This is a genomic window from Helicobacter pylori (assembly GCF_011175115.1).
Taxonomy (GTDB): Bacteria; Campylobacterota; Campylobacteria; order Campylobacterales; family Helicobacteraceae; genus Helicobacter; species Helicobacter pylori_DF.
This window is the reverse complement of sequence record NZ_SHOW01000001.1, coordinates 353,895-379,047: the sequence shown is the minus strand read 5'-3', so window position 1 is coordinate 379,047 and position 25,153 is coordinate 353,895. Positions and strand designations below refer to the sequence as shown.

Annotated in this window: 23 protein-coding genes; 12 read left to right on the top strand and 11 right to left on the bottom strand. The window is 39.9% G+C overall.

Translation table 11 applies throughout. The features are described 5' to 3' along the window. Positions 1 to 20: 20 nt before the first annotated feature. Both EXS92_RS01795 and ppsA read right to left on the bottom strand, forming a co-directional pair. Positions 21 to 1,187 carry a DUF874 family protein gene (locus EXS92_RS01795; RefSeq protein WP_165515538.1) on the bottom strand — a complete coding sequence of 389 codons (1,167 nt, stop codon included), beginning with the start codon at positions 1,185 to 1,187 and terminating at the stop codon, positions 21 to 23. A 136-nt stretch (positions 1,188 to 1,323) separates the two neighbouring features. Continuing rightward, complete coding sequence (gene ppsA / locus EXS92_RS01790; RefSeq protein WP_165515363.1) at positions 1,324 to 3,762, bottom strand: pyruvate, water dikinase; 2,439 nt, start codon at positions 3,760 to 3,762, stop codon at positions 1,324 to 1,326. Between the two features lie 190 nt (positions 3,763 to 3,952). On the opposite strand from ppsA, the gene EXS92_RS08065 reads away from it, so the two are divergent. From EXS92_RS08065 to EXS92_RS01760, 7 genes are all read left to right on the top strand, one after another. Continuing rightward, positions 3,953 to 4,084, top strand: coding sequence for a hypothetical protein (locus tag EXS92_RS08065; RefSeq protein ID WP_001871589.1), 132 nt, complete (start codon positions 3,953 to 3,955; stop codon positions 4,082 to 4,084). A 39-nt stretch (positions 4,085 to 4,123) separates the two neighbouring features. Beyond that, positions 4,124 to 5,962: a threonine--tRNA ligase gene (gene thrS, locus EXS92_RS01785; RefSeq protein WP_165515362.1), complete on the top strand. Its 1,839-nt coding sequence runs from the start codon at positions 4,124 to 4,126 to the stop codon at positions 5,960 to 5,962. Further along, positions 5,959 to 6,570: a translation initiation factor IF-3 gene (gene infC, locus EXS92_RS01780; RefSeq protein WP_000091340.1), complete on the top strand. Its 612-nt coding sequence runs from the start codon at positions 5,959 to 5,961 to the stop codon at positions 6,568 to 6,570. Before thrS ends, infC begins: the two co-directional genes overlap by 4 nt. After that, the gene (rpmI, locus tag EXS92_RS01775) at positions 6,551 to 6,745 is read left to right on the top strand and encodes a 50S ribosomal protein L35 (RefSeq protein WP_001125542.1); all 195 of its coding nucleotides are present in this window, start codon (positions 6,551 to 6,553) and stop codon (positions 6,743 to 6,745) included. The genes infC and rpmI overlap by 20 nt, the downstream gene beginning before the upstream one ends. Positions 6,746 to 6,839: 94 nt before the next feature. Further along, a complete protein-coding gene (rplT, locus tag EXS92_RS01770) occupies positions 6,840 to 7,190 on the top strand; it encodes a 50S ribosomal protein L20 (protein WP_001264158.1) in 351 nt (116 codons plus the stop codon). A gap of 199 nt (positions 7,191 to 7,389) precedes the next feature. Then, positions 7,390 to 8,250, top strand: a complete 861-nt coding sequence (locus EXS92_RS01765) for an outer membrane protein (RefSeq protein ID WP_165515361.1) — start codon at positions 7,390 to 7,392, stop codon at positions 8,248 to 8,250. A gap of 354 nt (positions 8,251 to 8,604) precedes the next feature. Next, a complete protein-coding gene (locus EXS92_RS01760; RefSeq protein WP_165515360.1) occupies positions 8,605 to 9,036 on the top strand; it encodes a DUF1104 domain-containing protein in 432 nt (143 codons plus the stop codon). Between the two features lie 297 nt (positions 9,037 to 9,333). Here the strand turns inward: EXS92_RS01760 and EXS92_RS07970 are convergent, their stop codons facing one another. After that, a complete protein-coding gene (locus tag EXS92_RS07970) occupies positions 9,334 to 9,525 on the bottom strand; it encodes a hypothetical protein (protein WP_078249835.1) in 192 nt (63 codons plus the stop codon). Between EXS92_RS07970 and EXS92_RS01755 the strand changes: the two genes are divergently transcribed. Further along, complete coding sequence (locus EXS92_RS01755; RefSeq protein ID WP_165515359.1) at positions 9,449 to 10,309, top strand: hypothetical protein; 861 nt, start codon at positions 9,449 to 9,451, stop codon at positions 10,307 to 10,309. The two genes, EXS92_RS07970 and EXS92_RS01755, sit on opposite strands and share 77 nt — an antisense overlap. A 646-nt stretch (positions 10,310 to 10,955) precedes the next feature. Here EXS92_RS01755 and EXS92_RS01750 read toward each other — a convergent pair. Together EXS92_RS01750 and EXS92_RS01745 are read right to left on the bottom strand one after the other, a co-directional pair. Beyond that, a complete protein-coding gene (locus EXS92_RS01750; RefSeq protein ID WP_165515358.1) occupies positions 10,956 to 12,323 on the bottom strand; it encodes an L-serine ammonia-lyase in 1,368 nt (455 codons plus the stop codon). Further along, positions 12,323 to 13,564, bottom strand: a complete 1,242-nt coding sequence (locus EXS92_RS01745) for a serine/threonine transporter (RefSeq protein WP_165515357.1) — start codon at positions 13,562 to 13,564, stop codon at positions 12,323 to 12,325. The genes EXS92_RS01750 and EXS92_RS01745 overlap by 1 nt, the downstream gene beginning before the upstream one ends. A 180-nt stretch (positions 13,565 to 13,744) precedes the next feature. Between EXS92_RS01745 and EXS92_RS01740 the strand changes: the two genes are divergently transcribed. After that, complete coding sequence (locus EXS92_RS01740; RefSeq protein WP_165515356.1) at positions 13,745 to 15,094, top strand: class II 3-deoxy-7-phosphoheptulonate synthase; 1,350 nt, start codon at positions 13,745 to 13,747, stop codon at positions 15,092 to 15,094. Positions 15,095 to 15,383: 289 nt separating this feature from the next. Then, positions 15,384 to 15,518, top strand: a complete 135-nt coding sequence (locus EXS92_RS08060; protein ID WP_001222899.1) for an HP0135 family lipoprotein — start codon at positions 15,384 to 15,386, stop codon at positions 15,516 to 15,518. A 224-nt stretch (positions 15,519 to 15,742) separates the two neighbouring features. Here EXS92_RS08060 and bcp read toward each other — a convergent pair whose 3' ends face one another. Genes bcp through EXS92_RS01720 form a run of 4 tightly spaced genes read right to left on the bottom strand, consistent with a single transcriptional unit; the run spans position 15,743 to position 19,042 of the window. Further along, on the bottom strand, positions 15,743 to 16,201 hold the full coding sequence (bcp, locus tag EXS92_RS01735) for a thioredoxin-dependent thiol peroxidase (RefSeq protein ID WP_017281497.1): 459 nt from the start codon (positions 16,199 to 16,201) through the stop codon (positions 15,743 to 15,745). 9 nt (positions 16,202 to 16,210) lie between these two features. Further along, positions 16,211 to 16,846, bottom strand: coding sequence for a LutC/YkgG family protein (locus EXS92_RS01730; RefSeq protein ID WP_165515355.1), 636 nt, complete (start codon positions 16,844 to 16,846; stop codon positions 16,211 to 16,213). After that, complete coding sequence (locus EXS92_RS01725; protein WP_165515354.1) at positions 16,839 to 18,284, bottom strand: LutB/LldF family L-lactate oxidation iron-sulfur protein; 1,446 nt, start codon at positions 18,282 to 18,284, stop codon at positions 16,839 to 16,841. Before EXS92_RS01725 ends, EXS92_RS01730 begins: the two co-directional genes overlap by 8 nt. 29 nt (positions 18,285 to 18,313) lie before the next feature. Beyond that, the gene (locus tag EXS92_RS01720; protein ID WP_150144947.1) at positions 18,314 to 19,042 is read right to left on the bottom strand and encodes a (Fe-S)-binding protein; all 729 of its coding nucleotides are present in this window, start codon (positions 19,040 to 19,042) and stop codon (positions 18,314 to 18,316) included. Between the two features lie 219 nt (positions 19,043 to 19,261). Here EXS92_RS01720 and EXS92_RS01715 point away from each other — a divergent pair, with 219 nt between their 5' ends. Together EXS92_RS01715 and EXS92_RS01710 are read left to right on the top strand one after the other, a co-directional pair. After that, on the top strand, positions 19,262 to 20,911 hold the full coding sequence (locus tag EXS92_RS01715; RefSeq protein WP_165515353.1) for an L-lactate permease: 1,650 nt from the start codon (positions 19,262 to 19,264) through the stop codon (positions 20,909 to 20,911). A gap of 56 nt (positions 20,912 to 20,967) precedes the next feature. Further along, a complete protein-coding gene (locus EXS92_RS01710) occupies positions 20,968 to 22,623 on the top strand; it encodes a lactate permease LctP family transporter (RefSeq protein ID WP_165515352.1) in 1,656 nt (551 codons plus the stop codon). A gap of 23 nt (positions 22,624 to 22,646) precedes the next feature. On the opposite strand, the gene EXS92_RS01705 is transcribed toward EXS92_RS01710, so the two are convergent. Both EXS92_RS01705 and EXS92_RS01700 read right to left on the bottom strand, forming a co-directional pair. After that, positions 22,647 to 23,633 carry an adenine-specific DNA glycosylase gene (locus EXS92_RS01705; protein ID WP_165515537.1) on the bottom strand — a complete coding sequence of 329 codons (987 nt, stop codon included), beginning with the start codon at positions 23,631 to 23,633 and terminating at the stop codon, positions 22,647 to 22,649. Continuing rightward, positions 23,634 to 25,082, bottom strand: a complete 1,449-nt coding sequence (locus tag EXS92_RS01700; RefSeq protein ID WP_165515351.1) for a DASS family sodium-coupled anion symporter — start codon at positions 25,080 to 25,082, stop codon at positions 23,634 to 23,636. Between the last annotated feature and the right edge of the window lie 71 nt (positions 25,083 to 25,153).

The window sequence follows — 25,153 nt, the reverse complement described above, 5'->3', positions numbered from 1 at the left end:
TTGGTGTAATGTTTTAATCGCTACATCCTTTTACTATAACCATAACCCGCTTTTTCTACTTTTTTCTCGGTATTAGCAACTGCTTCTATTTCTTTACTAACATCAGCAAATATTTTTTGAACGAACAAAAGGCTTTGAGAGGTTGAAAGGTGGGCTTGTGAGTCTGGTTTTAAACTCCTCATTTCAAGCATTTTAGCTTGAGCTTTAGAGCGTATTTTTAGATTTTCTTTTTGCCATTCTTCTGTAGCTTTAAAATCTCTAGGATCTAGTTCTAAATAAGCGATAGAACTTGGCCTGTAAAAATTCACTTGTTTAGCGATAGCTTTTTGTGAATAGGGCAGAGATTCTAGCTCTTTTTGCAAATAAGCTATAAGCTCTTGCGCTTTTGATCCTCTTTGAGAGCGGGGTTGTTTGGAGTTTGGGAGGTGTTTTGGCTGGATAGGGGTTTGATTGGTTTTTGTGGGTTTAGGGGTTTTGCATTCAGCTTCTACTTCTATAGCAATACCGGTAGTAATACCGGTCTTAATTCTTGCTTTTTTAATAAATAATTGGCCATGTTTTTCTTGGCAATTTTGTTCTGTTTCTTTAATGAAATCTTTCTGTTCTTTAATCAAATCTCTTTGTGTATTAATTGTCTTTTGTTTTTGCTGTTCTAACTCTATCTCACTCTTATTTGCTTTTTGTTTTTCTTGTTCTGTCTTTTGTCTTTCTTGTTCTAACTCTATTTCACTCTTATTTGTTTTCTGTCTTTCTTGTTCTAACTCTATCCCACTCTTATTTGCCTCCTGTTTTTCTTGTTCTAGTTCTATTTGTTTATCAATATCACCAGCACTACAAGCGGCTAATAATAAACTTGTCGCTATTGTGAGTCCTGAATATTTCCACCAATTGATTTGATTCTCTTTTTCAGCTTGTTTGGATTTATCTTGGACTTTATCGTCTAATTCTTTTGCCCTCTTGCATGCAACATGGGTCAATACTACTAATGCCGCATTGCTTTTCTTGGGGTGTTTTTTTACAAGTTCTCTAACTTTCTTTACAATTTTTGTAAAAATCCCACCAATTGATCTGAGCCCATTTGTAATGGCACTCACTTGTTTAAAATAAGTCTCTTTATTTGTCTTTGTGTTAGCCATCTTTGTGTTCTTGCCAACTTTATTTGTTTTTCCTGTTTTCACTAATTTCATCATCATTGTTGCAAGCATTACTAAAACTCTTATAATAGGCATTTAAATCCTTTCAAAAAACAATCTTACCCATCAAAATTAAATTATGGAAACTAATACGAAAAAATCCACTCAAGTTAGATCAACCCCTTCATTATCAATGCGCAGTTAAGACATGGTCTTTCAATTCTTTTTCTAACTTGGCTACAGCGTTCCAAGTGGGGATCACGCTATCAGGGTTTAAAGAAATGGAAGTGATGCCCTCTTTGACTAAAAACTCTGTTATTTCAGGGTAATCGCTTGGGGCTTGCCCGCAAATCCCGCAATATTTGTTGTGCCTTTTACAAGCTTCAATCGCTTTTTTAAACATTTTTAGCATCGCTTCATTCCTTTCATCAAAGACATGGCTGACTAATTCGCTATCTCTATCCACGCCTAAAGTGAGCTGGGTTAAATCATTAGAGCCAATAGAAAAGCCATCAAACAAGCTTAAGAAATCATCAGCCAAAATGACATTCACCGGTAATTCGCACATGATATAAATTTCAAGCCCGTTTTTACCGGATTCTAGATTGTTTTTTCTTAAGATTTCTAGGACTTTTTTACCCTCTTCAATGGTTCGCAAAAAGGGGATCATCACTTTCATGTTCGTCAAGCCCATTTCTTCCCTCACTAACGCTAAGGCTTCACACTCCCACGAAAACGCTTCATTATAGCTCTCTGAATAATACCGACTAGCCCCCCTATAACCAAGCATGGGGTTTTCTTCATTAGGTTCATAGCTAGAGCCACCAAGCATGCGCATGTATTCGTTGGATTTGAAATCGCTCGTTCTTACAATGACAGGTTTAGGGTAAAACGCCGCACTGATCATGCCAATGCCTTCAGCGATTTTTTTCACAAAAAAATCTTTAGGGTTAGCATAGCCTGCCATGAGGTTTTCAATTTCATTTTTTTCTTTCACGCTTTTTTTGTGGTGCAAATCCACTAAAGCTAAGGGGTGGGCTTTGATTTGATTTAAAATAATCATTTCCATTCTGGCCAGCCCTACGCCGTGATTAGGGAGCTGAGAAAAACTAAAGGCTTTTTCAGGGTTTCCAATATTAATGTAAATTTTTGTTTGAGTTTCTTGCATGTTAGAAAGCTCCACCCTTTCAATTTCATGCTCATAAATGCCTGCATACACATAGCCCTCTTCGCCCTCAGCGCAAGAAACCGTGATTTCCATGCCGGTATAAAGACTATCAGTCGCCCCGCTCACCCCAACAATGGCCGGCACACCAATTTCTCTAGCCACAATAGCGGCATGGCAAGTGCGCCCCCCACGATTGGTGATAACCGCGCTCGCTTTTTTCATGCAAGGCTCCCAGTCTGGGTCGGTGTTATCCGTAACTAAAATTTCGCCCTCTTTAAAAGAATTCATGTGTTCCAAATCATTGATGATGCGCACTTTCCCTGATCCGATTTTACTCCCAATCGCTCTGCCTTGTAAGATAATCTCTTTTTTTTCGTTAGGGTTTTTGAATTTGAATTTTTCAAAGACTTGATTTTCTTCTTTACTTTTTTGGCTTTGAACGGTTTCTGGGCGCGCTTGAACGATAAAGATTTCCCCGCTATCGCCATCTTTAGCCCATTCTATATCCATAGGGCGGTATTGTTTGGCTTCTTTAGAGTAGTGTTTTTCAATTTCAATGGCGTATTTGGCTAAAATCAGCACGTCTTCATCGCTCAATGAAAAGGACTGCCATTCTTTTTTGGTGGTTTTGATGTTTCTGGTAGGGTGTTCGCTACCTCTTGGGGCATAGACCATTTTTTGCGTTTTATTGCCGAGCTGGCGTTTGATAATGGGGCGTTTGTTTTGCTCTAAAGTGGGCTTAAACACATAAAATTCATCAGGGTTTATCGTGCCACCCACCACATTTTCACCTAACCCCCACGCTGAAGTGATAAACACCGCATCTTTAAAACCGGTTTCGGTGTCAATAGAAAACATCACGCCCGCACTGCCTTTATCCGCTCGCACCATTTTTTGCACCCCCACACTCAAGGCGACTTTTAAATGATCAAACCCACGACTCGCTCTATAGCTAATCGCTCTGTCGGTAAAAAGCGACGCCAAACAGGATTTGATATAGTGGATCAATTCGGTTTTACCCTTAATGTTTAAATAAGTGTCTTGCTGCCCGGCAAAAGAAGCGTCTGGCAAATCTTCTGCAGTAGCGGAACTCCTTACCGCCACATCGGCTTCTTTCATGTGGTATTGTTGGCTTAAAATCTCATAAGCTTGAAAAATCTCATCTCTCAAATCGCTAGGAAAGGGCGTGCCAAAAATAAGCTCTCTGATTTGTTTGGAGCGGATTTTTAACACATCAATTTCGGTGGCATCAACATTTTCTAAAAGCTCTATGATTTTTTGTTTAGCCCCCCCTTGCTCCAAAAGATACCAATACGCTTCGCTGGTGATCGCAAAGCCATCAGGCACTTTAATCCCAATTGGCACTAATTCTTGAAACATCTCACCAATGCTAGCGTTCTTGCCCCCAACCAGATTCACATTCTTATTGTTCAACTCTTTGAAAAACTTGATATATCGCACAAAACTCCCTTAAAATTATCATTAAGTCTTTTAAAACAAAAATCCAATTAATGAATGATAGCATGATAGAGCTTTAGTTTTAGCTAGTTTGTATTCTAAGCTTTCTAATAGGGGTGTATTCTTTTTGATTTATGATTTTATTGTATAATAGGCGATTAGTTAGGTATTTTTGAATATAGAAAGGGTAGTTTTGTATAGGCGGTTGTTATTGAATTTGTTTTGTATGGTGTTTTTACAAGCGTGTTTAAAGCCTATGAGCGACCCTAAAGCTGAGAAAGTGGATTCGCAAGTGCAATGCGGGTTTGGATCAAAAGATTGCTAAATTTTAAGGTTTGAAGAAAGGAAACATAAGTTTTAAAGAATGAGTGCGGAACTGATTGCTGTTTATAAAGACGAGCAAATAATAGATTTAGAGAGCGCGAAAGTCTTAGGGCTGAGCGATGGGATTAAAGCGTTAAAAGGGACAGAGCCGATATATTTTGATGATTCGCCTTTGGCTTTAGAAGTGATCAGGCATTCATGTGCGCATTTGCTCGCGCAAAGCTTGAAAGCCCTTTATCCGGACGCGAAATTTTTTGTAGGCCCTGTGGTAGAAGAGGGGTTTTATTACGATTTTAAGATTTCTTCAAAAATCAGCGAAGAGGATTTGCCTAAAATTGAAGCGAAAATGAAAGAATTTGCGAAGTCAAAGCTCGCTATCACTAAAGAGACTTTAACCAGAGAGCAAGCTTTGGAGCGTTTTAAGGGCGATGAATTAAAGCATGCGGTGATGAGTAAAATCAGCGGCGATATATTTGGCGTGTATAAACAAGGCGAGTTTGAAGATTTGTGTAAGGGGCCACATCTCCCAAACACCCGTTTTTTAAACCATTTCAAGCTCACTAAATTGGCCGGGGCTTATTTGGGTGGCGATGAAAACAATGAAATGCTCATTAGAATCTATGGCATCGCTTTTGCCACCAAAGAGGGCTTAAAAGACTATCTTTTCCAAATAGAAGAAGCGAAAAAACGAGATCACAGAAAGCTGGGCGTGGAGCTAGGGCTTTTTAGCTTTGATGATGAGATAGGGGCGGGTTTGCCTTTATGGCTGCCTAAAGGGGCAAGGCTTAGGAAACGCATTGAAGATTTATTGAGCAAAGCGTTACTTTTAAGAGGCTATGAGCCGGTTAAAGGCCCTGAGATTTTAAAAAGCGATGTGTGGAAAATCAGCGGGCATTATGACAACTATAAAGAAAACATGTATTTCACCACGATTGATGAGCAAGAATACGGCATAAAGCCCATGAATTGCGTGGGGCATATTAAAGTTTATCAAAGCGCTTTACACAGCTATAGGGATTTGCCTTTAAGGTTTTATGAATACGGCGTGGTGCATCGGCATGAAAAAAGCGGCGTGTTGCATGGGCTTTTAAGGGTTAGGGAATTTACCCAAGACGATGCACACATTTTTTGCTCTTTTGAACAGATCCAAAGCGAAGTGAGCGCGATTTTAGATTTTACGCATAAAATCATGAAAGCGTTTGATTTTAGCTATGAAATGGAATTATCCACAAGGCCGGCTAAATCCATAGGCGATGATAAAGTTTGGGAAAAGGCCACTAACGCTTTAAAAGAAGCCCTAAAAGAGTATCGCATTGATTATAAAATTGATGAGGGGGGAGGGGCTTTCTATGGGCCTAAGATTGACATTAAAATCACCGATGCTTTGAAACGTAAGTGGCAGTGCGGCACGATTCAGGTGGATATGAATTTGCCTGAACGCTTCAAGCTCGCTTTCACTAATGAACACAATCACGCTGAACAGCCGGTGATGATCCATAGGGCGATTTTAGGCTCGTTTGAAAGGTTCATTGCGATTTTGAGCGAACATTTTGGGGGGAATTTCCCTTTCTTTGTCGCGCCCACTCAAATCGCTCTCATCCCTATTAATGAAGAGCATCATGTTTTTGCTTTGAAACTAAAAGAGGCACTAAAAAAGCACGATATTTTTGTAGAAGTGCTGGATAAAAACGACAGCTTGAATAAAAAGGTGCGATTAGCCGAAAAGCAAAAAATCCCTATGATTTTAGTTCTAGGGAATGAGGAAATGGAGACCGAAATTCTATCCATTAGAGACAGAGAAAAACAAGCTCAATATAAAATGCCCTTAAAGGAGTTTTTAAACATGGTTGAATCTAAGATGCAAGAGGTTAGTTTTTGAGTAGAAGCGAAGTGTTGTTAAACGGAGACATTAATTTTAAAGAAGTGCGTTGCGTGGGCGATGATGGCGAAGTGTATGGGATTATTTCCTCTAAAGAAGCGCTAAAAATCGCTCAAAATTTAGGCTTGGATTTGGTTTTGATTTCAGCGAGCGCGAAACCCCCTGTGTGTAAGGTGATGGATTATAATAAATTCCGCTACCAAAATGAAAAGAAAATCAAGGAAGCCAAGAAAAAGCAAAAGCAAATTGAAATCAAAGAGATCAAGCTTTCCACTCAAATCGCGCAAAACGATATTAACTACAAAGTCAAGCATGCGAGAGAATTTATTGAAGCCAATAAGCATGTCAAATTCAAAGTGGTTTTAAAGGGTAGGGAGAGCCAAAACTCAAAAGCTGGGCTTGATGTGCTTTTGAGAGTCCAAACGATGATGCAAGATTTAGCCAACCCTGAAAAAGAGCCAAAAACCGAGGGGCGTTTCGTTTCGTGGATGTTTGTGCCTAAGGCTAAAGAAGCCCCCAAAAACGAAAAGAAACCTAAAGAAAATAACCCGCCTTTTAATCGTATTAACCTTATGAAAGGAGAAAATCATGCCAAAAATGAAGACTAATCGCGGCGCGTCCAAGCGTTTTAAAGTCAAAAAAAACTTGATTAAGCGTGGTAGCGCTTTTAAAAGCCATATTTTGACTAAAAAAAGCCCTAAGCGTAAAGCCAATTTAAACGCGCCAAAACATGTGCATCACACTAACGCACATTCTGTCATGTCGTTGCTTTGCAGGGCTTAGGAATGCTCATTAGAAAGTGGAGTTAATCCCCTTGTTTAAGGGAAAGTCGTTGTAAAAACGCACCTAAAAATATTTTAAAAAGAAAGGTAAAGAAATGAGAGTTAAAACAGGCGTTGTGCGCAGAAGACGCCATAAAAAAGTCTTAAAACTCGCTAGAGGGTTTTATAGTGGCAGAAGAAAGCATTTTAGAAAGGCTAAAGAACAGCTTGAAAGGAGCATGTATTACGCCTTTAGGGATCGCAAACAAAAGAAAAGAGAGTTCAGGAGTTTGTGGGTGGTAAGGATTAATGCGGCTTGCAGGATGCACGAAACAAGTTATTCGCACTTCATGCATGCCTTAAAAGTGGCTAATATTGAATTAGACCGCAAGGTTTTAGCAGACATGGCGATGAATGACATGCAAGCTTTTAAGAGCGTGTTAGAGAGCGTGAAAGAGCATCTTTGATCTCTATTGGCTGTTAGGTTTTAGTTTTAGCCTAAAAAAGGTGAGAGGATTTAGGAATTTTTACTAAAAAGTTCCTAAAATTGATTTTTGTTTCAATTTATTCTCATTCAATCGCTATATTTAATCAAAAAGAAAGCAATTTTATAGTAGAATGTAGCATTTAGAACTCAAGTAGAGAAAATGTAGAAGGAAGGAATACATGAAGAAATCTGTTATAGTAGGTGCTATCTCTCTAGCAATGACAAGCTTGTTGTCAGCAGAGACCCCTAAGCAAGAAAAAGCTATTAAGACTAGCCCTACCAAAAAAGGTGAAAGAAATGCTGCTTTTATAGGGATTGATTACCAGTTGGGTATGCTCAGCACTACCGCTCAAAATTGTTCCCATGGCAATTGTAATGGTAATCAAAGTGGGGCTTATGGCTCTAACACGCCCAACATGCCTACAGCGTCAAACCCCACAGGAGGGCTTACCCATGGCGCTCTAGGGACTCGTGGGTATAAAGGCTTAAGCAACCAACAATACGCTATCAATGGTTTTGGTTTTGTTGTAGGGTATAAGCATTTTTTTAAGAAATCCCCGCAATTTGGAATGCGTTATTACGGATTCTTTGATTTTGCAAGCTCTTATTATAAGTATTACACTTATAACGATTATGGCATGAGAGACGCTCGCAAGGGTTCTCAAAGTTTCATGTTTGGCTATGGGGCTGGCACAGATGTGTTGTTTAACCCAGCTATTTTCAATCGTGAGAACTTGCATTTTGGGTTTTTTCTTGGCGTTGCGATCGGCGGTACCTCTTGGGGCCCAACAAACTATTATTTTAAGGACTTAGCTGAAGAATATAGAGGGAGTTTCCACCCATCAAATTTCCAGGTCTTAGTGAATGGTGGGATCCGCTTAGGCACTAAACACCAAGGTTTTGAAATTGGCTTGAAAATCCAAACCATTCGCAACAATTATTACACCGCTAGTGCGGATAATGTGCCTGAAAGGACTACTTATAGATTCACCTTTCACCGCCCCTATGCCTTTTATTGGCGTTACATTGTAAGCTTTTAAGGTGTTTTAGGGTTAATCTTATGGGGGGCATAGAAAAGGGCTTTTGCTCTTTATGGCCTTTTATGACTTTCTTGTATCAAAGCCGTTGTTTAATCAATACGACCACTCATCAAAAATGAAATCGCAATCCTTACAAGCAATTGAACTTACCAACAACAGCACACAAACAATTCTTTGAAAAATCAAAAATAAATTGATTATTTTTGAAAATAATGATAGGGAATATAGGTTAGCTGTTTTAATGGAGTGCTGATCATAAAATCTAAAAATCAATTGGCTATTAAAGCACTATAAGTTATCTTTAATCAATCAGATGATAGAATTCATTTTTTATTTTTGAATTGGGAGCATTTGATGAAAAAATTGGCGTTTTCTTTATTATTTACAGGGACTTTTTTTGGGCTTTTTTTGAATGCGAGTGATTTTAAGAGCATGAATGATAAGCAACTATTGGAGCAAGCAGGGAAAGTCGCTCCTAGCGAAGTTCCAGAGTTTCGCGCAGAAATCAATAAGCGATTAGCGGTGATGAAAGAAGAAGATCGTAAAAATTATAAAGCGGATTTTAAAAAAGCGATGGATAAGAATTTAGCTTCTTTAAGCCAAGAAGATCGCAACAAGCGTAAAAAAGAAATCCTTGAAGTGATTGCTAACAAAAAGAAAACAATGACCATGAAAGAGTATCGTGAAGAGGGGCTAGATTTGCATGATTGTGCATGCGAAGGCCCTTTTCATGATCATGAAAAAAAGGGCAAAAAAGAGAAAAAATCAGGCCATCATAAGCATTAGCGCTTAGGGTGTGCTAACTTTTTTTGATTTTTGTAAAACCACGCCATAAGCCCCTAGCTTTTGGCTGTGGGGATTAGGGCGTTTTCGTGTTATAATTGTCATAGCGTTTGGGCGTTGACTCTTAAAATAGAGGCTATCTATCTGGTGGGTGGGCTTTGCTACTCTTAAAACCCTTTAGCTGTGAAGGGCATGCCAATTTTTTAGAGTTAAAGTTTTTGGAGTGTTTGTATTTTTTGGATATTTATAGTATCATACCCAAATGATAAATACCCTTTGAAAGTCTGTATTTTAAGATGATCAAAATAGCTTGAATTCTAAGTGGTTTTTATAAATAGAAGAAGATTTTAAAAGAGGGCTTCTTAATGAAGAATAGCGTTTGTTTTTGTTGCGGTTATGGATATAGGAGTTTGGTGTGAAACGGATTTTGTTTTTTTTAGCGGCTACGACTTTTTTGTTGAGAGCAGAAACGGCTTCTGCCACTATTAACACTACAGTTGATCCCAATGTTATGTTTTCTGAAAGCTCCACAGGGAATGTGAAAAAAGACCGCAAGAGGGTTTTAAAGAGCATGGTTAATTTGGAAAGAGAGCGCGTGAAGAATTTTAACCAGTATTCTGAAACCAAGATGAGTAAGGGCGACTTATCCGCTTTTGGAGCTTTCTTTAAGGGGAGTTTGGAAAGTTGTGTGGATCAAAAGATTTGTTATTATGAGCATAAAGATGGCAAGGTTTCTTTTGTGGTGAATGACAGGGAGAAATTTTATAAACATGTGCTTAAAGACTTAGGGACAGAGCTTTCACTCCCTTTGTTCAACTGGCTTTACAAAGGCTCGGATTTTGGGGCTTTGCATGAGCAGTTTGGGGATATGTATGATGGGTATATCAAGTATTTGATCAGCATGGTTAGGATAAGCCAAAAAGAAAAGGCTGGAAAAGTGGATGCAATCACTCTTAAAAAAATGGAAGAACAAGCTGAGAAAGACACTAAGGCAGCGTTTCAAAAGAGGAGCAGTGGGGAGCTTCAAAACCATACTGATAGCCCTGAATTTATAAGCTCTTCTAAGAGAACACAGAACGCTTCTAATTCGGATCTAGATTCTACGACTAATGCTAACGCACTCAAAGAAACAGCTTCAAAAGAGCCAGAGACTTCTTCAAAAAAAGAGAAAAAACCTAAGAAAAAACGCCGCCTTTCAAAGAAAGAAAAACAACAACAAGCCTTGCAACAAGAGTTTGAAAAGCAAATTAGCGACTCTAGTAAGTCTGAAAAATAGTAAGGAAAAATAGCTAGCTTACCTTTTTGAGTAGGGGGCTTTCTTTAAATAAGTCTCTTAAGTGCTTCTTTTCTAGGCTTTATAGCTCTCTATCGCTAAGCTCTGTGTCCTATTGGTTAGGACTATCTCTTTTAAAAACCACCGCTTTTTTGAAGTTTTTAAACTTTTCAGCTCTTTTTACGCTTAATGATTAGCTCTTTTGTTACGCAAAAATCTTTGAAACATAATGACGGATAGAGCCATGATAAAATAACCTTAAGATATTCCAATGCATTTTACATAAAAGCATGTGAAAATTTTTGGTTTTATTTTAGTGGGGTATTGGTAATCAAATTGATGCTTTTGAGTATTTTTCATATTTAAAAAAAGCTTGCAAAAAGCGAGTGATAGTTTCTCATGACGCGCTTTTATAGGGTTATGGGGAGTTTTGGGGAGTTAGGGGAATGATTTCAAAAGGCCTCCTATCCCCTTATGGGTTTGAATAAACTTTTTTACTATAAAATGGAATCCAAAACGATGGAATAACGCTTTAAAACCCTATTGTTTAAAATTTTTGAAGGATATTAAAGTTGGAAAAGCTTGTTCGCATTTGATAAAAACAAAGCCTTTTTTAGGAAATAAAACCCCTAAAGCTTAGATTTATCCTTTAGCATTTTAAGGTTTTGGCTAACCCCCCTAACGAAGTCTCTTTGTATTTTTCATTCATGTCTTTTCCGGTCGCATACATCGTAGCGATCACTTCATCCAGGCTCACTTTAGGCTTGTATTCATCTTCTAAAGCCAGTTTAGACGCGCTGATCGCTTTGATCGCTCCTAAAACATTGCGTTCAATGCAAGGGATTTGCACCAAGCCCCCCACGGGATCGCATGTCAATCCTAAATGGTGTTCCATAGCGATTTCACTAGCGATTAAAACCTGTTGCGTGGTCGCTTGGCACAAACAGGCTAACCCCCCCGCAGCCATAGAGCTTGCCACGCCAATTTCAGCCTGACACCCCGCTTCTGCGCCGCTCAAGGAAGCGTTTTTCTTGTAAAGATAGCCAATCGCTGCGCTAGTGAGTAAAAAATCATTGATGGCCTTTTGTGATAAATTTTCAAACAAATGGTTTTTAGCGTATAAAAGCACGCTTGGCACCACCGCGCACGCCCCATTAGTGGGGGCGGTTACCACCTTTCCTCCACTAGCGTTTTCTTCAGCAATAGCGCGAGCGTAAAGCGAAATGTAATCAATCAACGCTAAGGGGTCTTTCCCGCTTGTGGGGTGTTTTTCTAAACGCGTTTTAATGCTTGGGGCTAATCGTGTTACTCTCAAAGAACCAGGCAGATACCTTTCTTTAGAATTAGCCCCATTATCATAACACTCAAGCATCGCATGATAAATTTTAACCATCGTTGCATCAGGGCGGTTTTTCAGGGCATCTTCTCTCAAACGCACGATTTCAGCGATGTTTTTTTGGTGTTTTTGGCATAATTCGAGCAATTCCTTAGCGCTTGAAAAATCATAGGCAATACTTTCATTCCCGCCCTCTTCAGACAAGTTGTCTAATTCTTTTTCAGTATAGACAAACCCTCCACCAACAGAATAGTAAGTCTCTTCCTTTAAAACCTCATTTTTAGCGTTAAAAGCTTTTAGAATGAGGGCGTTTTGGTGTCTGGCTAAAGGTTTGTTGTCAAAAATCAAATCTTTAGAATAATCAAATTGAATGTTGCGTTGGTTAGCGAGTTTTAAAACTTTATTCTCAAGCACTTCATGCAATAAGGCTTTTTTGGTTGTTATCTCTAATTCGTTAGCATAAATGCCATGCAAGCCAATTAAAACCGCCTCATCGCTCAAATGCCCTTTACCGGTTAAAGCCAATGAGCCATGCAAGGTGATTTGAACGCGTTCAACCTGCTCTAAAATGCCTTTTAACAACCCGCAAAATCTCGCTCCCGCTTCCATAGGCCCTATGGTGTGTGAAGAGCTAGGCCCAACGCCGATTTTAAAAATGGATAAAATAGAAAAACTAGCCATTAAAATAGTCCTAAAAACACGCTCAAAGCCGTTAAGCTCCCAAAGACAAACACAAAAATATCCACTTTGAAGTTTCTAAAACGCTTCAAACTAGAAACGCTATAAAAAGCTATCATGGGCATCACAAACAGAATGAGCGCGATAATGGGGCCGCCTAAATTTTCAATAAAATCCAAGATATTGGGGTTAATATAAGCCACCAGCGTGATAGTCAGCCATAAAAAAATCGTTACGCTCACGCTCAAGGTTTTAGAAGCTTTTTTCAACTTTAAACTTTGAATGATAATGCCTTCTAAACCTTCCTTAGCCCCATAATAATGCCCAAAAAAAGATGAAAAAATCGCTAAAAAAGCCACCACAGGCCCCGCATAGTTGATTAAGGGGTTATTTAAGGTGTTAGCAAAATAGCTTAAAATGGGGATATTTTGTTCCCTTGCTTTCACAAAATCATCAGCATTCAAGCACATGACGCACGAAAACACAAAAAACATCACAAACCCTAAAAGCATCAGCGATGTCCCTAATTCAATTTGATTGAGTTTGTATTCTTTGAAAGCGCCGTATTCTTTTCCCACATTTTGGGTGAAGGTTGAAATAATGGGGCTATGGTTGAATGAAAACACAAGCACCGGTAAGGTTAGCCAAATGGCTAGCACAAATTCTTTAAAACTCGGCACCACAAAAAGATTAGCGCCTTGCCAATAAGGGATAAGATACAAAGAAAAAAGCAGTAAAATCAAGCATAAAGGATACACTAAAGCGTTACAAATGCGCGTCACAATCGTAGCGTTAAAAACCATCACCAACATCATTAAAGAAACTAACACCACAGCCAGTAAGCCCCGATGAAAAGGCGCTAAATGCAACTGGTTAGTGAAAAAGTGATCAAACACGTTAGTGATGCCCACCCCATAAGCCAAGCAAATAGGATAAATCGCCAAGAAATAAAGCAAAGTGATAAGAAAACCCCATTGAGCGCCAAAATGAGAGCGAACGACCATGGTAATGTCTTCTTTATCTTTAGATCCTATGAAATAAGCTAAAGCTCTATGCCCCAGATAAGTTAAAGGGAAAATAATCGCGCTCATCACCACAATAGCCCATACCCCATGCCCACCGGCTCTAATAGGCAAAAATAAAATCCCAGCCCCCACCGCCGTGCCAAATAAAGACGCTATCCAACGCAAATCAAACAAATTGAGTTTTTTAGGATCTCTTGGAACTGCTTTTTCTTGTGCCATGCTATTAAACCGCCCTTTTATCGTGTTAAAGAGCTTTCATTGTAGCATAAAGCTTTTTATGATTAGGGTTTTTTGAGATTGAGAGGTGGTTTTGGGCGCGCATTTATTTTCTAAAATCCACGATTTAACCCGCACAAGCTATAATAACGCTTAAAAAAAGATTAATAAAGGATTATAGAAATGTCAAACACAACCTGGTCGCCAACTTCATGGCATTCTTTTAAGATAGAGCAACACCCCACTTACAAAGATAAGCAAGAATTAGAAAGGGTCAAAAAAGAATTGCACTCCTACCCTCCCTTAGTGTTTGCTGGCGAAGCGAGGAACTTGCAAGAGCGTTTAGCCCAAGCCATTGACAATAAGGCGTTTTTGTTGCAAGGGGGCGATTGCGCGGAGTCGTTTTCTCAATTTAGCGCTAACCGAATTAGGGACATGTTTAAAGTAATGATGCAAATGGCGATCGTTCTCACTTTTGCCGGCTCTATACCGATCGTGAAAGTGGGGCGCATTGCCGGGCAATTTGCCAAACCTCGCTCCAATGCGACTGAAATACTGGATGATGAAGAAGTGTTGAGTTACAGAGGGGATATTATCAATGGGATTTCCAAAAAAGAAAGAGAGCCAAAGCCTGAAAGGATGCTTAAAGCCTACCATCAAAGCGTAGCGACTTTAAACCTTATCAGAGCCTTTGCCCAAGGCGGGTTAGCCAATTTAGAGCAAGTGCATCGTTTCAATTTGGATTTTGTCAAAAACAACGACTTTGGGCAAAAATACCAGCAAATCGCTGACCGGATCACGCAAGCTTTAGGGTTCATGCGAGCATGCGGGGTGGAGATAGAAAAAACGCCTATTCTTAGGGAAGTGGAATTTTACACCAGCCACGAAGCGTTACTGCTCCATTATGAAGAGCCTTTGGTGCGTAAGGATAGTTTGACTAACCAGTTTTATGATTGCTCCGCGCACATGCTGTGGATTGGCGAAAGGACAAGAGACCCTAAGGGCGCGCATGTGGAGTTTTTAAGGGGGGTTTGTAACCCTATTGGCGTGAAAATCGGGCCTAATGCGAGCGTGAGCGAAGTGTTAGAATTGTGCGATGTTTTAAACCCGCACAACATTAAGGGGCGTTTGAATTTGATCGTGCGCATGGGTTCTAAGATGATTAAAGAGCGTTTGCCTAAACTTTTACAAGGGGTGTTGAAAGAAAAACGCCATATTTTATGGAGCATTGATCCTATGCATGGCAACACGGTGAAAACCAGCTTGGGGGTTAAAACAAGGGCTTTTGATAGCGTGTTGGATGAAGTGAAAAGCTTTTTTGAAATCCATAGGGCTGAAGGGAGTTTGGCTTCAGGGGTTCATTTGGAAATGACAGGTGAAAATGTTACAGAATGTATCGGTGGCTCGCAAGCGATCACCGAAGAGGGTTTGAGCTGCCATTATTATACGCAATGCGATCCAAGACTAAACGCCACTCAAGCCTTAGAACTTGCTTTTTTAATTGCTGACATGCTTAAAAAACAACGATCTTGATTGAAATCAAGATAATAAGAGGTTTTAGTCAAGCGATCGTTTCTTGTAATGCGTTCTATAGGGGGATTTAGTTGGGGGTTGTAGGGGGGGAGTTATTTCAAAATACCCCAGTTATCCCCTTAAGAGAATGAGTTTTGTATAAAATAAAGTTTTAAAAATTAAAGGATAATAAGGTTAAATAAGGTTTTGAGTGCCGACATTTGATGAAAACAGAGCCAAATATTAATCTATCTTTAACTCTTTTTCTTTATAATTATCGTAAGCATTTTAATATTCAAAGGAGCTTGAAATGAGAATTTCTCTTTTAGCTGTAATTTTAGCGTTATTGTTTGTGGCTTGCCACGAAACTAAAAAACAAATCTTACAAAACGAAGCCGATAGCACCCCTTCAGAAAAAACCATTTGGCAACCTGAACAAAAATAAAAATTGTAAAAATACTCAAAAGCGTTTTTAAAATAACACAATCAAAAAGCTAGCGAGTGGTGGTTTCTTGTGATGCGATCTTAGGGTTGTAAGGGAATGATTTTAAAACACCCCCTATCCCTTATGAAGTTTGTTATCAAATAAAACTTAAAAAAAATATTTTTTAAAAGTGAGAGAACGGCTAAAAATCTCAAATTAAAACGGGCGAAAGCTAGAGAGTTAAACTACAAACTCTCTAAAACCTTTTGAGCATGGCCTTTCGCTTTGACATTGTAGAAGCATTTTTCTAAAACGCCTTGCGTGTTGATAATGAAAGTGGAGCGCATAATCCCCAAATGCTCCTTCCCATAAAGCATGCGTTTGCCATAAGCTTTGTAAAGATTGGCGGCTTTTTTATCTTCATCGCAGAGCAAAATCACATTCAAAGAGCATTGGCTGATAAATTTTTGATGCGATTGAGCGTTATCAGGGCTTACGCCTACGACAACAGCGTTTTTCTTTTCAAATTCACTAAACAGATCGCTAAAGTCTTTGGCTTCTAGAGTGCATCCGGGGGTGTTGTCTTTAGGGTAGAAATACAGCACCACTTTTTTATGGAGCAAATCTTTTAAAGAAATCTCTACGCCATCGCTGTTTTTCAACCTGAAATCAGGGGCTAATTGCCCCACTTCTAATTTTTCCATCCTTGTCCTTTAATAGAGAATGATAGCGACTTTTTGAGGCCCATGCACCCCAAAAACGGTTTTTAATTCAATATCGGCTGTCCGGCTAGGCCCGCCAATAAGGAGCATGTTCGTGGGTAATGCGCCGTTTTTACTCTGGTTTTTTAAAGCTTGCACGCCTTCGCTTAAATTGCGCACAATGGATTCTTTTTTCAATAAAATGATGCAATTAAGGGTGATGAGCGAAAGCAACCGTGGGCTTGCATGCGAAGAAACCGCTCCGATCATGCCCAAGCTTGAAATCCCACAAACCCCATGCAATAAAGCCGTATCAATCTCAAACAACTCTTCACGCATCGCTTCAATTTCTTTATCATAGGGCTGTAAAGTAAAATCCTTAAACGCTTCAAAATTCAAATTCAAATCCGTAGAGTGTAAGACTTTTTTGCTTTGAAAATTTTCTAAAGCCTTTAAGATTGCTTGCTCTAAATTTTCTTTAGTGCTTTCAATGACTTCAGCTTTATTCAACACCTGGAAATGCTTGTATTCTTCCACCAAGTCTTCAAACTCCACTTTAATGATATTCCTATAAATAGGGTTTGCTCCCTGAATAGCGTGCTTGGCTCTGGCTTCTTTAATGCACTTTAAAATAAGCTCTTTACTCATAAATCACCCCTTCTAAGTGTTGGACTTTGGCATGCAAGCTCGTGTCCATATTGGGTAAGGTCCTAACACTCGCCCACTCTTTGACTAAAGGCAGTATAGGCGCTAAAAGCTTGCCTAAAGGCGAGAAAAATTGAGCCATTTTCAATTGGAAACGCCACTTGACCCCATCGCTTGCCATTTTGGCAAACATTTTCATAGAGAATTTTTCCATCCCGCTGTGTTGGGTGCTTTTAGCCCCCCTAACTACACCCCTACCCTCGCCCACTTTATCGGCTCGTAAATCCCTAATGAGTTCGGCTAAAGGGATTTCTACGGGGCATACTTCAGTGCAACGCCCGCAAAGACTGCACAAATTAGGGATATGCCCGTAATTATTCAGTCCAAAGAGTTGGGGGGATACCACCACGCCTATGGGGCCAGGATAAGTGGAAAGATAAGCATGCCCACCGATTTTATCATACACAGGGCAGTGGTTCAAACAAGTCCCACAACGGATGCATGAAAGAGCGCGGTAATACTTTTCATCAGCCAAAATATTAGAGCGGTTGTTGTCTAATAAAATGATATGGGCTTCTTTAGGGCCGTCTAAATCATCGTTTTTTCTGGGGCCTGTGATAATGTTTTGATAGCAAGTGATAGGCACGCCCACCGCACTTGGAGCGAGCAAATTGTTTAAAATCGCCGCATCATCAAAGCTTTCTACTAATTTTTCAATCCCACAAATTGCGACATGCACATCGCATGCGGTGGTGCTCATTCTGCCATTGCCTTCATTTTCCACTAACCAGATCGCTCCCTCATTGGCGATAGCGAAATTAACCCCACTGATCCCCATTTTAAAGCTTTCAAATTCTTTGCGCATGTGTTTTCTGGCGATCGCGTTAAGCTTTTCAGGCTCTTCTTCATAAGCGGCGTTGAGTTTTTCTTCAAAAATCTTACCGATTTGCTTGCGGTTTTTATGGATAGCTGGCACGACAATATGCACAGGGTGTTCATTGATGAGCTGGATAATCAATTCGCCCAAATCCGTTTCTTGCGCTTGAATGCCCTTTTCTTTCAAGTAATGGTTCAAGCCAATTTCTTCGCTCGCCATGGATTTTTGCTTTAAAATGCGCTTGATATTCTTTTCTTTAGCGAGGTTGTAAATGATCTCATTAGCTTCATCGCCGTCTTTAGCGTAATGGATTTTAAAGCCGTTTTGAGTGGCGTTTTTTTCAAACAATTCCAAATACTCATCAAGCCTAGATAAGATTTTAAGCTTGACTTCTTTGCCTAATTCCCTTAAATTTTCCCACTCGCTGTAACGATTTTTAATCAGATTCTTACGATTAGCCCTTAAGGTATCCATTGCCGAACGCAAATTTTCCCTTAATTGCATATCGCCTAATTGGTCGGTGATGATTTCTTCGTATTCTTGGTCGCTATGATATTTTTCCATTGATTATTCCTTAAAACAATTCTTTAACGTTAAAGCCCAAGCCTTGAGGTTAAGAAGTCATAAAAATGCATGGGTTTTGTCAAAGAGCCCATTTTTTGCATAGCGGTGCTGATATTCATCAAACACCCCGCATCCGCTGAAACAATCACATCCACATGACGGCTTTCTATATCTTTAATCTTTTCTTTGACCATAACCGCTGAAATTTCAGGCTCTTTGACCGAAAATGTCCCCCCAAACCCGCAGCATTCTTCTTCTTTTTCCAATTCAATGAGTTCCACATTTTTAAGCTGTCTGATGAGGTTTTTCGCCGAGTCAATCACTTTAGCCACCCTTAAGGCATGGCAATTAGAATGCCATGTGATTTTAAGGGGTTCGCCCTTATCTTCGTATTTGACTTGCAATTTTTTATCCAAAAACTCGCTCAATTCATACACCCTAGAGCAAAAATCTTTAACCATGTTGAATTCCGCATGCCCTTCAAACAATTCCAAATAATCATGCCGCATCATCCCTGTGCATGAACCGCTAGGCAAGATGATAGGGTAGTCGTTATTGGAATAAAGTTTGATATTGTATAAAACGACTTTTTTCGTCTCTTCATAGTATCCTGAGTTATAGCTTGGCTGGCCGCAACATGTCTGGTCTTTTTTAAAAACCACTTCCAAATTTTCCTTGCGGAGTAATTTGATAGCGTTAAGCGATGCGTTGCTGTATATGGCTGCTCCTAGACAAGTGGCAAAGAAATTGACTTTCAAAGAAGGCTCCTTAAAATTCCAAATTAAGAGTTTCAAACACAATATAATACTCAAAATTAGTAAGATTGTAACCACAAGTTGATAAACCCACTCGCTCAAATGTTGTTACTAAAATAAACTACAAACCCATTAAATTTGACTTAATATTAAATGCTACTTAAAATTAGTTTTTTCTTTTAAGTAAGATAAAGAATACTTTTAATTATTCAAGGAAAATGCATGGAATTTTATCAAGTCTATGACCCATTAGGCCATATTTGGCTGAGTGCTTTAGTGGCACTATCGCCTATTGCGCTCTTTTTTATTTCTCTTATTGTCTTTAAACTTAAAGGGTATAGCGCTGGGTTTTTAAGCTTATTGCTTTCAATCATTATTGCGTTATTCGTGTATAAAATGCCCGCTCAAATGGTGAGCGCGAGTTTTTTCTATGGTTTTCTTTATGGCTTGTGGCCGATCGCATGGATTGTGATTGCTGCGATTTTTCTTTACAATCTTTCAGTGAAATCCGGGTATTTTGAGATTTTAAAAGAAAGCATTTTGAGTTTAACGCCGGATCACCGCATTTTAGTGATTTTGATCGGGTTTTGTTTTGGCTCGTTTTTAGAAGGCGCGATTGGTTTTGGAGGCCCGGTAGCGATCACAGCGGCGATTTTAGTCGGCCTTGGGCTAAACCCCTTATACGCTGCTGGGTTGTGCCTGATCGCTAACACTGCTCCTGTAGCTTTTGGCGCGGTGGGTATCCCTATTACGGCGATGGCTAGCGTGGTGGGTATCCCTGAATTAGAGATTTCTCAAATGGTAGGCAGGGTGTTACCCATTTTTTCCATTGGTATTCCTTTTTTCATCGTGTTTTTAATGGATGGTTTTAGAGGGATTAGAGAAACTTTTCCTGCAGTGGCCGTTACCGGGTTTAGTTTCGCTATCGTGCAATTTTTAAGCTCTAATTATCTAGGGCCGCAGCTTCCGGATATTATTTCAGCTTTAGTGTCATTGATTTCTACCACTTTGTTTTTAAAATTCTGGCAGCCCAAACGCATTTTCACCAGCAATGGCAAAGAGCCTACAATCAGCACAGAAAAACACCATATTTGTAAGGTGGTTGTGGCGTGGATGCCTTTTGTGTTGCTCACTATTACGATTATCATATGGACGCAACCCTGGTTTAAAGCACTCTTTAAAGAAGGCGGGGCTTTGGCGTTTTCTAGCTTTGCTTTTGAATTTGATTCTATCAGTCAAAAGATTTTTAAAACCATTCCCATTGTCACTGAAGCGACCAATTTTCCCGTCGTGTTCAAATTCCCTTTGATTCTAACGACAGGCACTTCCATTTTTTTAGCCGCTCTTTTAAGCGTGTTTTTGCTGCGCGTGAAGATCAGCGATGCGATAGGGGTGTTTGGGGCCACTTTAAAAGAAATGCGTTTGCCGATTTTAACCATTGGCGTGGTTTTAGCGTTTGCGTATGTGGCTAATTATAGCGGCATGAGCGCCACGCTCGCTTTAGCGTTAGCGGATACCGGGCATGTTTTCACTTTCTTTTCGCCTGTGGTAGGTTGGCTTGGGGTGTTTTTAACCGGAAGCGATACAAGCTCTAATCTTTTATTTGGCTCTTTGCAAATGCTCATCGCTACACAGCTTGGCTTGCCTGAAGTGCTTTTCTTAGCGGCCAACACTTCAGGGGGCGTTGTGGGTAAAATGATAAGCCCTCAAAGCATCGCTATCGCTTGCGCGGCGGTGGGGTTAGTGGGGAAAGAGAGCGAATTGTTCAGATTTACAGTAAAATACTCTATCGCTTTGGCAATCATTATGGGGATTGTCTTCACTCTTATTGCTTATGTCTTCCCCTTTATTATCCCCATCATTCCTAAATAAGGGGGTTTTTAAAGAGATCTAGCACTAAGAGAATATTTTTAAAAAGGGATTTTTTAGTGCTAGAATTTCATCAAGTTTATGACCCTTTGGGTAATATTTGGCTGAGCGCTCTTGTAGCCTTATTGCCGATTTTGTTATTTTTCTTATCTTTAATGGTTTTTAAACTCAAAGGTTATACAGCGGCCTTTTTGAGCGTGGCCTTATCAGCCGTTATTGCGGTTTTAGTGTATAAAATGCCTGTTAGCATGGTGGGATCAAGCTTTCTTTATGGCTTTCTCTATGGCTTATGGCCGATCGCATGGATCATTATTGCGGCGATTTTTTTATACAAACTTAGCGTTAAATCCGGCTATTTTGAAATTTTAAAAGAAAGCGTCCAGTCCATCACTTTAGATCACAGGATTTTAGTGATTTTGATTGGCTTTTGTTTTGGCTCGTTTTTAGAAGGGGCGATCGGCTTTGGAGGGCCTATTGCCATTACCGCAGCGATTTTAGTGGGGTTGGGGTTAAGCCCTTTGTATTCTGCCGGATTGTGCCTAATCGCTAACACCGCTCCTGTAGCTTTTGGCGCGGTGGGTATCCCTATAAGCGCGATGGCGAGCGCGGTAGGGGTGCCAGCGATTTTAATTTCAGCCATGACGGGTAAAATCCTCTTTTTTGTGAGCTTGTTAGTGCCGTTTTTCATTGTGTTTTTAATGGATGGCTTTAAGGGGATTAAAGAAACTTTTCCGGCCGTTTTTATCGCGGCTTTTTCTTTCGCTGGCGCGCAATTTTTAAGCTCTAATTATTTAGGGCCAGAATTGCCTGGTATTATTTCAGCCCTTGTTTCACTGGTTGCGACAGCGCTCTTTTTGAAATTTTGGCAGCCTAAAGCGATTTTTAGAAGCGACGGCAAAGCGGCTTCATTCACTAAGAGTAACCATCATATTTGTAAGGTTTATGTCGCTTGGTCTCCTTTTGTGATTTTGGTTTTAGTGATTGTGCTATGGATACAGCCTTTTTTTAAAGCTTTATTTGAAAAAGACGGCTTGTTAGCTTTTTCTAATTTTTATTTTGAGTTCAATAACATCAGTAACCACATCTTTAAAAGCCCGCCTTTTGTAGAAGCCAATCAAAGCGTGAGTTTTCCGGTGGTGTTTAAACTCCTCTTAATCAACACGGTTGGCACTTCCATTTTTTTAGCCGCTCTTGTTAGCATGCTCGTTTTAAGGGTGCGAGTGAGCGATGCACTGAGCGTCTTTGGCGAGACTTTGAAAGAAATGCGCTACCCCATTCTCACCATTGGTTTAGTCTTAAGCTTTGCCTATGTGTCTAATTACAGCGGGATTTCTTCCACTCTAGCCTTAGCGCTCACCCATACGGGCTTAGCTTTCACCTTTTTCTCGCCTTTGATCGGGTGGGTAGGCGTGTTTTTAACCGGGAGCGATACAAGTTCTAATCTTTTATTTGGCTCTTTACAGCAACTCACCGCCCAACGATTGCACCTCCCTGAGGTTTTAACCCTAACGGCTAATACCGTGGGTGGCACTTTGGGCAAGATGATAAGCCCTCAAAGCATCGCTATCGCTTGCGCGGCAGTGGGATTAGCCGGGAAAGAGAGCGATTTGTTCAAATTCACGGTTAAATACTCCCTTATTTTTGTAGCGATCATGGGAGTCGTGATTAGCGCGATTGCGTATTTGATCCCTGAAGTGGTGCCTGCGATAAAGTAGAGCCATTTTGGATTTGGCAAACTTTAACCCCCAAATAAATTTTTTTGTTTTAAAAAATTCAAGATTTTAAGCGTCATAGAGCTTATGGGTAAAGTTTCTAAGTCTTTAAGGCTATAAAAACGAACGGGGTTTTTTAGATCCTTTATTGCAGCTGAATAGAGGTTTAAATGGAGCTTGAATTTAGTGTGGCTGTGTTTGATAGCACCTAAAAAGGGGAGTTTGCATTCTAAATTTTCTTTTAAGTCAGGGAAATGGTGCATCCCCAAATAGAGTTTTTGCTCTATTTTTTCTAAAGCGATTTGGTTATTTTGGATCACAACGCCTAAGTAACGCTCTTCTTGAATGATCTCTTGTTTTTTCTTAAGCGTGTGTCTTTCTAGGTGGTTTTTACCTAAACAATAAGGATTCAAGGGGCAAATCGCGCATTTGGGTTTAGGGGAGCAGATTAAAGCCCCTAGATCAATTAAGGCTTGGTTGTGATTAAAGCTTTCATTAGGATTGAGAAAGTCATTCGCTTTAATTTGTAAGTCTTTAGCGTGGATATTAGGATCCAAACCAAAAAGCCTTAAAAGCACGCGTTTGATATTAGCGTCCACGCATGCTCTCTTTTCTCTAAAGCCAAAACACAAGATCGCATTAGCCGTGTATGTGCCAATCCCAGGGAGTTTTAACAGGCTTTGATAGTCATTGGGTAATTGTGAGTTATGTTCTTTCACGCAAATTTCAGCGCTTTTTTTTAAATTTTTAGCCCTTGAATAATAACCAAGCCCTCGCCACAACAATAAAACCTCTTCTAATTGAGCGTTCGCCAAGTCTTTTAAAGTGGGGAAAGCTTCTAAAAAGGGGGAATAAAAACGCTCAACCACCGTGTTGATTTGGGTTTGTTGGCTCATCACTTCACTGATATAGACTTCATAAGGGGCGTTAATGCCCTTTAAATTCCTAAAGGGTAAATCCTTTCGCCCAAATTCTTCATACCATTTTAAAAGGGCGTTGTGTAAAGTTTCCAGCTACAACCACCTATAAGCGATGAATTTGACCCAAGGTGTGCACACGCTTAAAAACACGATTAAATACAAAAAGCCAAAAATAAACCCCCATTTCCAAAAATCCTTGCTTGGAATATACCCGCTCCCGTAATAAATGGTGGATGGGCCTGTGCCATAGGGGGTTAAAATCCCCATAATCCCTAAAGAAAGCATTAAAAACAAGCTCAATTCTTGCAAATTGACCCCTTGAATATGCGAACCAATCCCCACAAAAAGCGCAAACAACGCGCTCACATGAGCGGTGATGCTAGCGAAAAAATAATGCGACAGATAAAAGAGGGCTACAATAAACAATACCGCTATTAACGGATCCAAGTGAGCATGCTCTAAAAAATTTTGAGCCGCATTGCCGATAAAATTTAAAAAACCCACATTTTTAAGCCCGCCAGCCATTGTGAGTAACGATCCCAACAATAAAAAAATGTTGAACGCGCTCTTGTTTTTAATGATGTCTTCATAGCTTACAATCTTACAAAACGCCATTAACACCATGACAATCAAAGCCGTCGCACTCGCATGCAGGCCTAAAGATTTGCCAAAAATCCAACCTAGTAAAGCCAATAAAGTGAGGCTGAGCATTAAAATTTCTTTTAAAGAAAACCTCCCCATGCCCTCCAATTCTTTTTTAGCCCACAAACTCACTTCCTTTGAACCTTTTAAGGTGGGTTTGCAGGTTTTATACGCTAATAAAGGCACAAGCAGGATCAAAACCACCCCACAAGGCAAGAACGCTAAAAACCACGAAAACCATGAGATTTCATTCACCCCCATTTTGGCAGCGATTTCCATTGCTAGGGGGTTAGGAGCGAGTGCGGTTAAAAACATGGACGAAGTGATGCAAGTTGAAGCCAAAGCGACCCACATCAAATACGCGCCGATTTTGTCAGGGTTATTATTGGGAGTCGAACCCATTAAGGGCGGGATAGAAGAAACGATTGGATAGAGTATGCCCCCACTTCTAGCGGAGTTGCTAGGGATAAAGGGGGCTAGACACAATTCGCTCAAACCGATCGCATAGCCCAAACCTAAAGGGGTTTGCCCTAAAAACCTAATGAGTAAAAGAGCGATCCGTTTCCCTAACAAGCTTTTTTCATACCCTAAACCCAAAATAAAAGCGACAAACACAAGCCACACCGTTTTATTCGCATACCCGCTCAAACCCCACGAAATAGCCTTATTAGCGCTCGCTACTTTATCACTCGCTCCAATTTTTAACGCCACGCACAACACTAACGCGCTCAACGCTATCAAACCTGATGGCACCGGCTCTAAAATTAGCCCTATAATCATGCCCATGAAAATACAAAAATAAAGCCATGCGTTGGGGTTTAACCCATCTGGTGCGCCTAAAAAATACAATAGCGTTGCGATAAAAAAAGGGGCAAGGATTGAGAGAATTTGTTTAATCATGTTTAGCCTTTAGCCAAAGATAGTAATAATTTGGCTTAAAAATGTCATTCAAATGGGATTGAGTTATTACA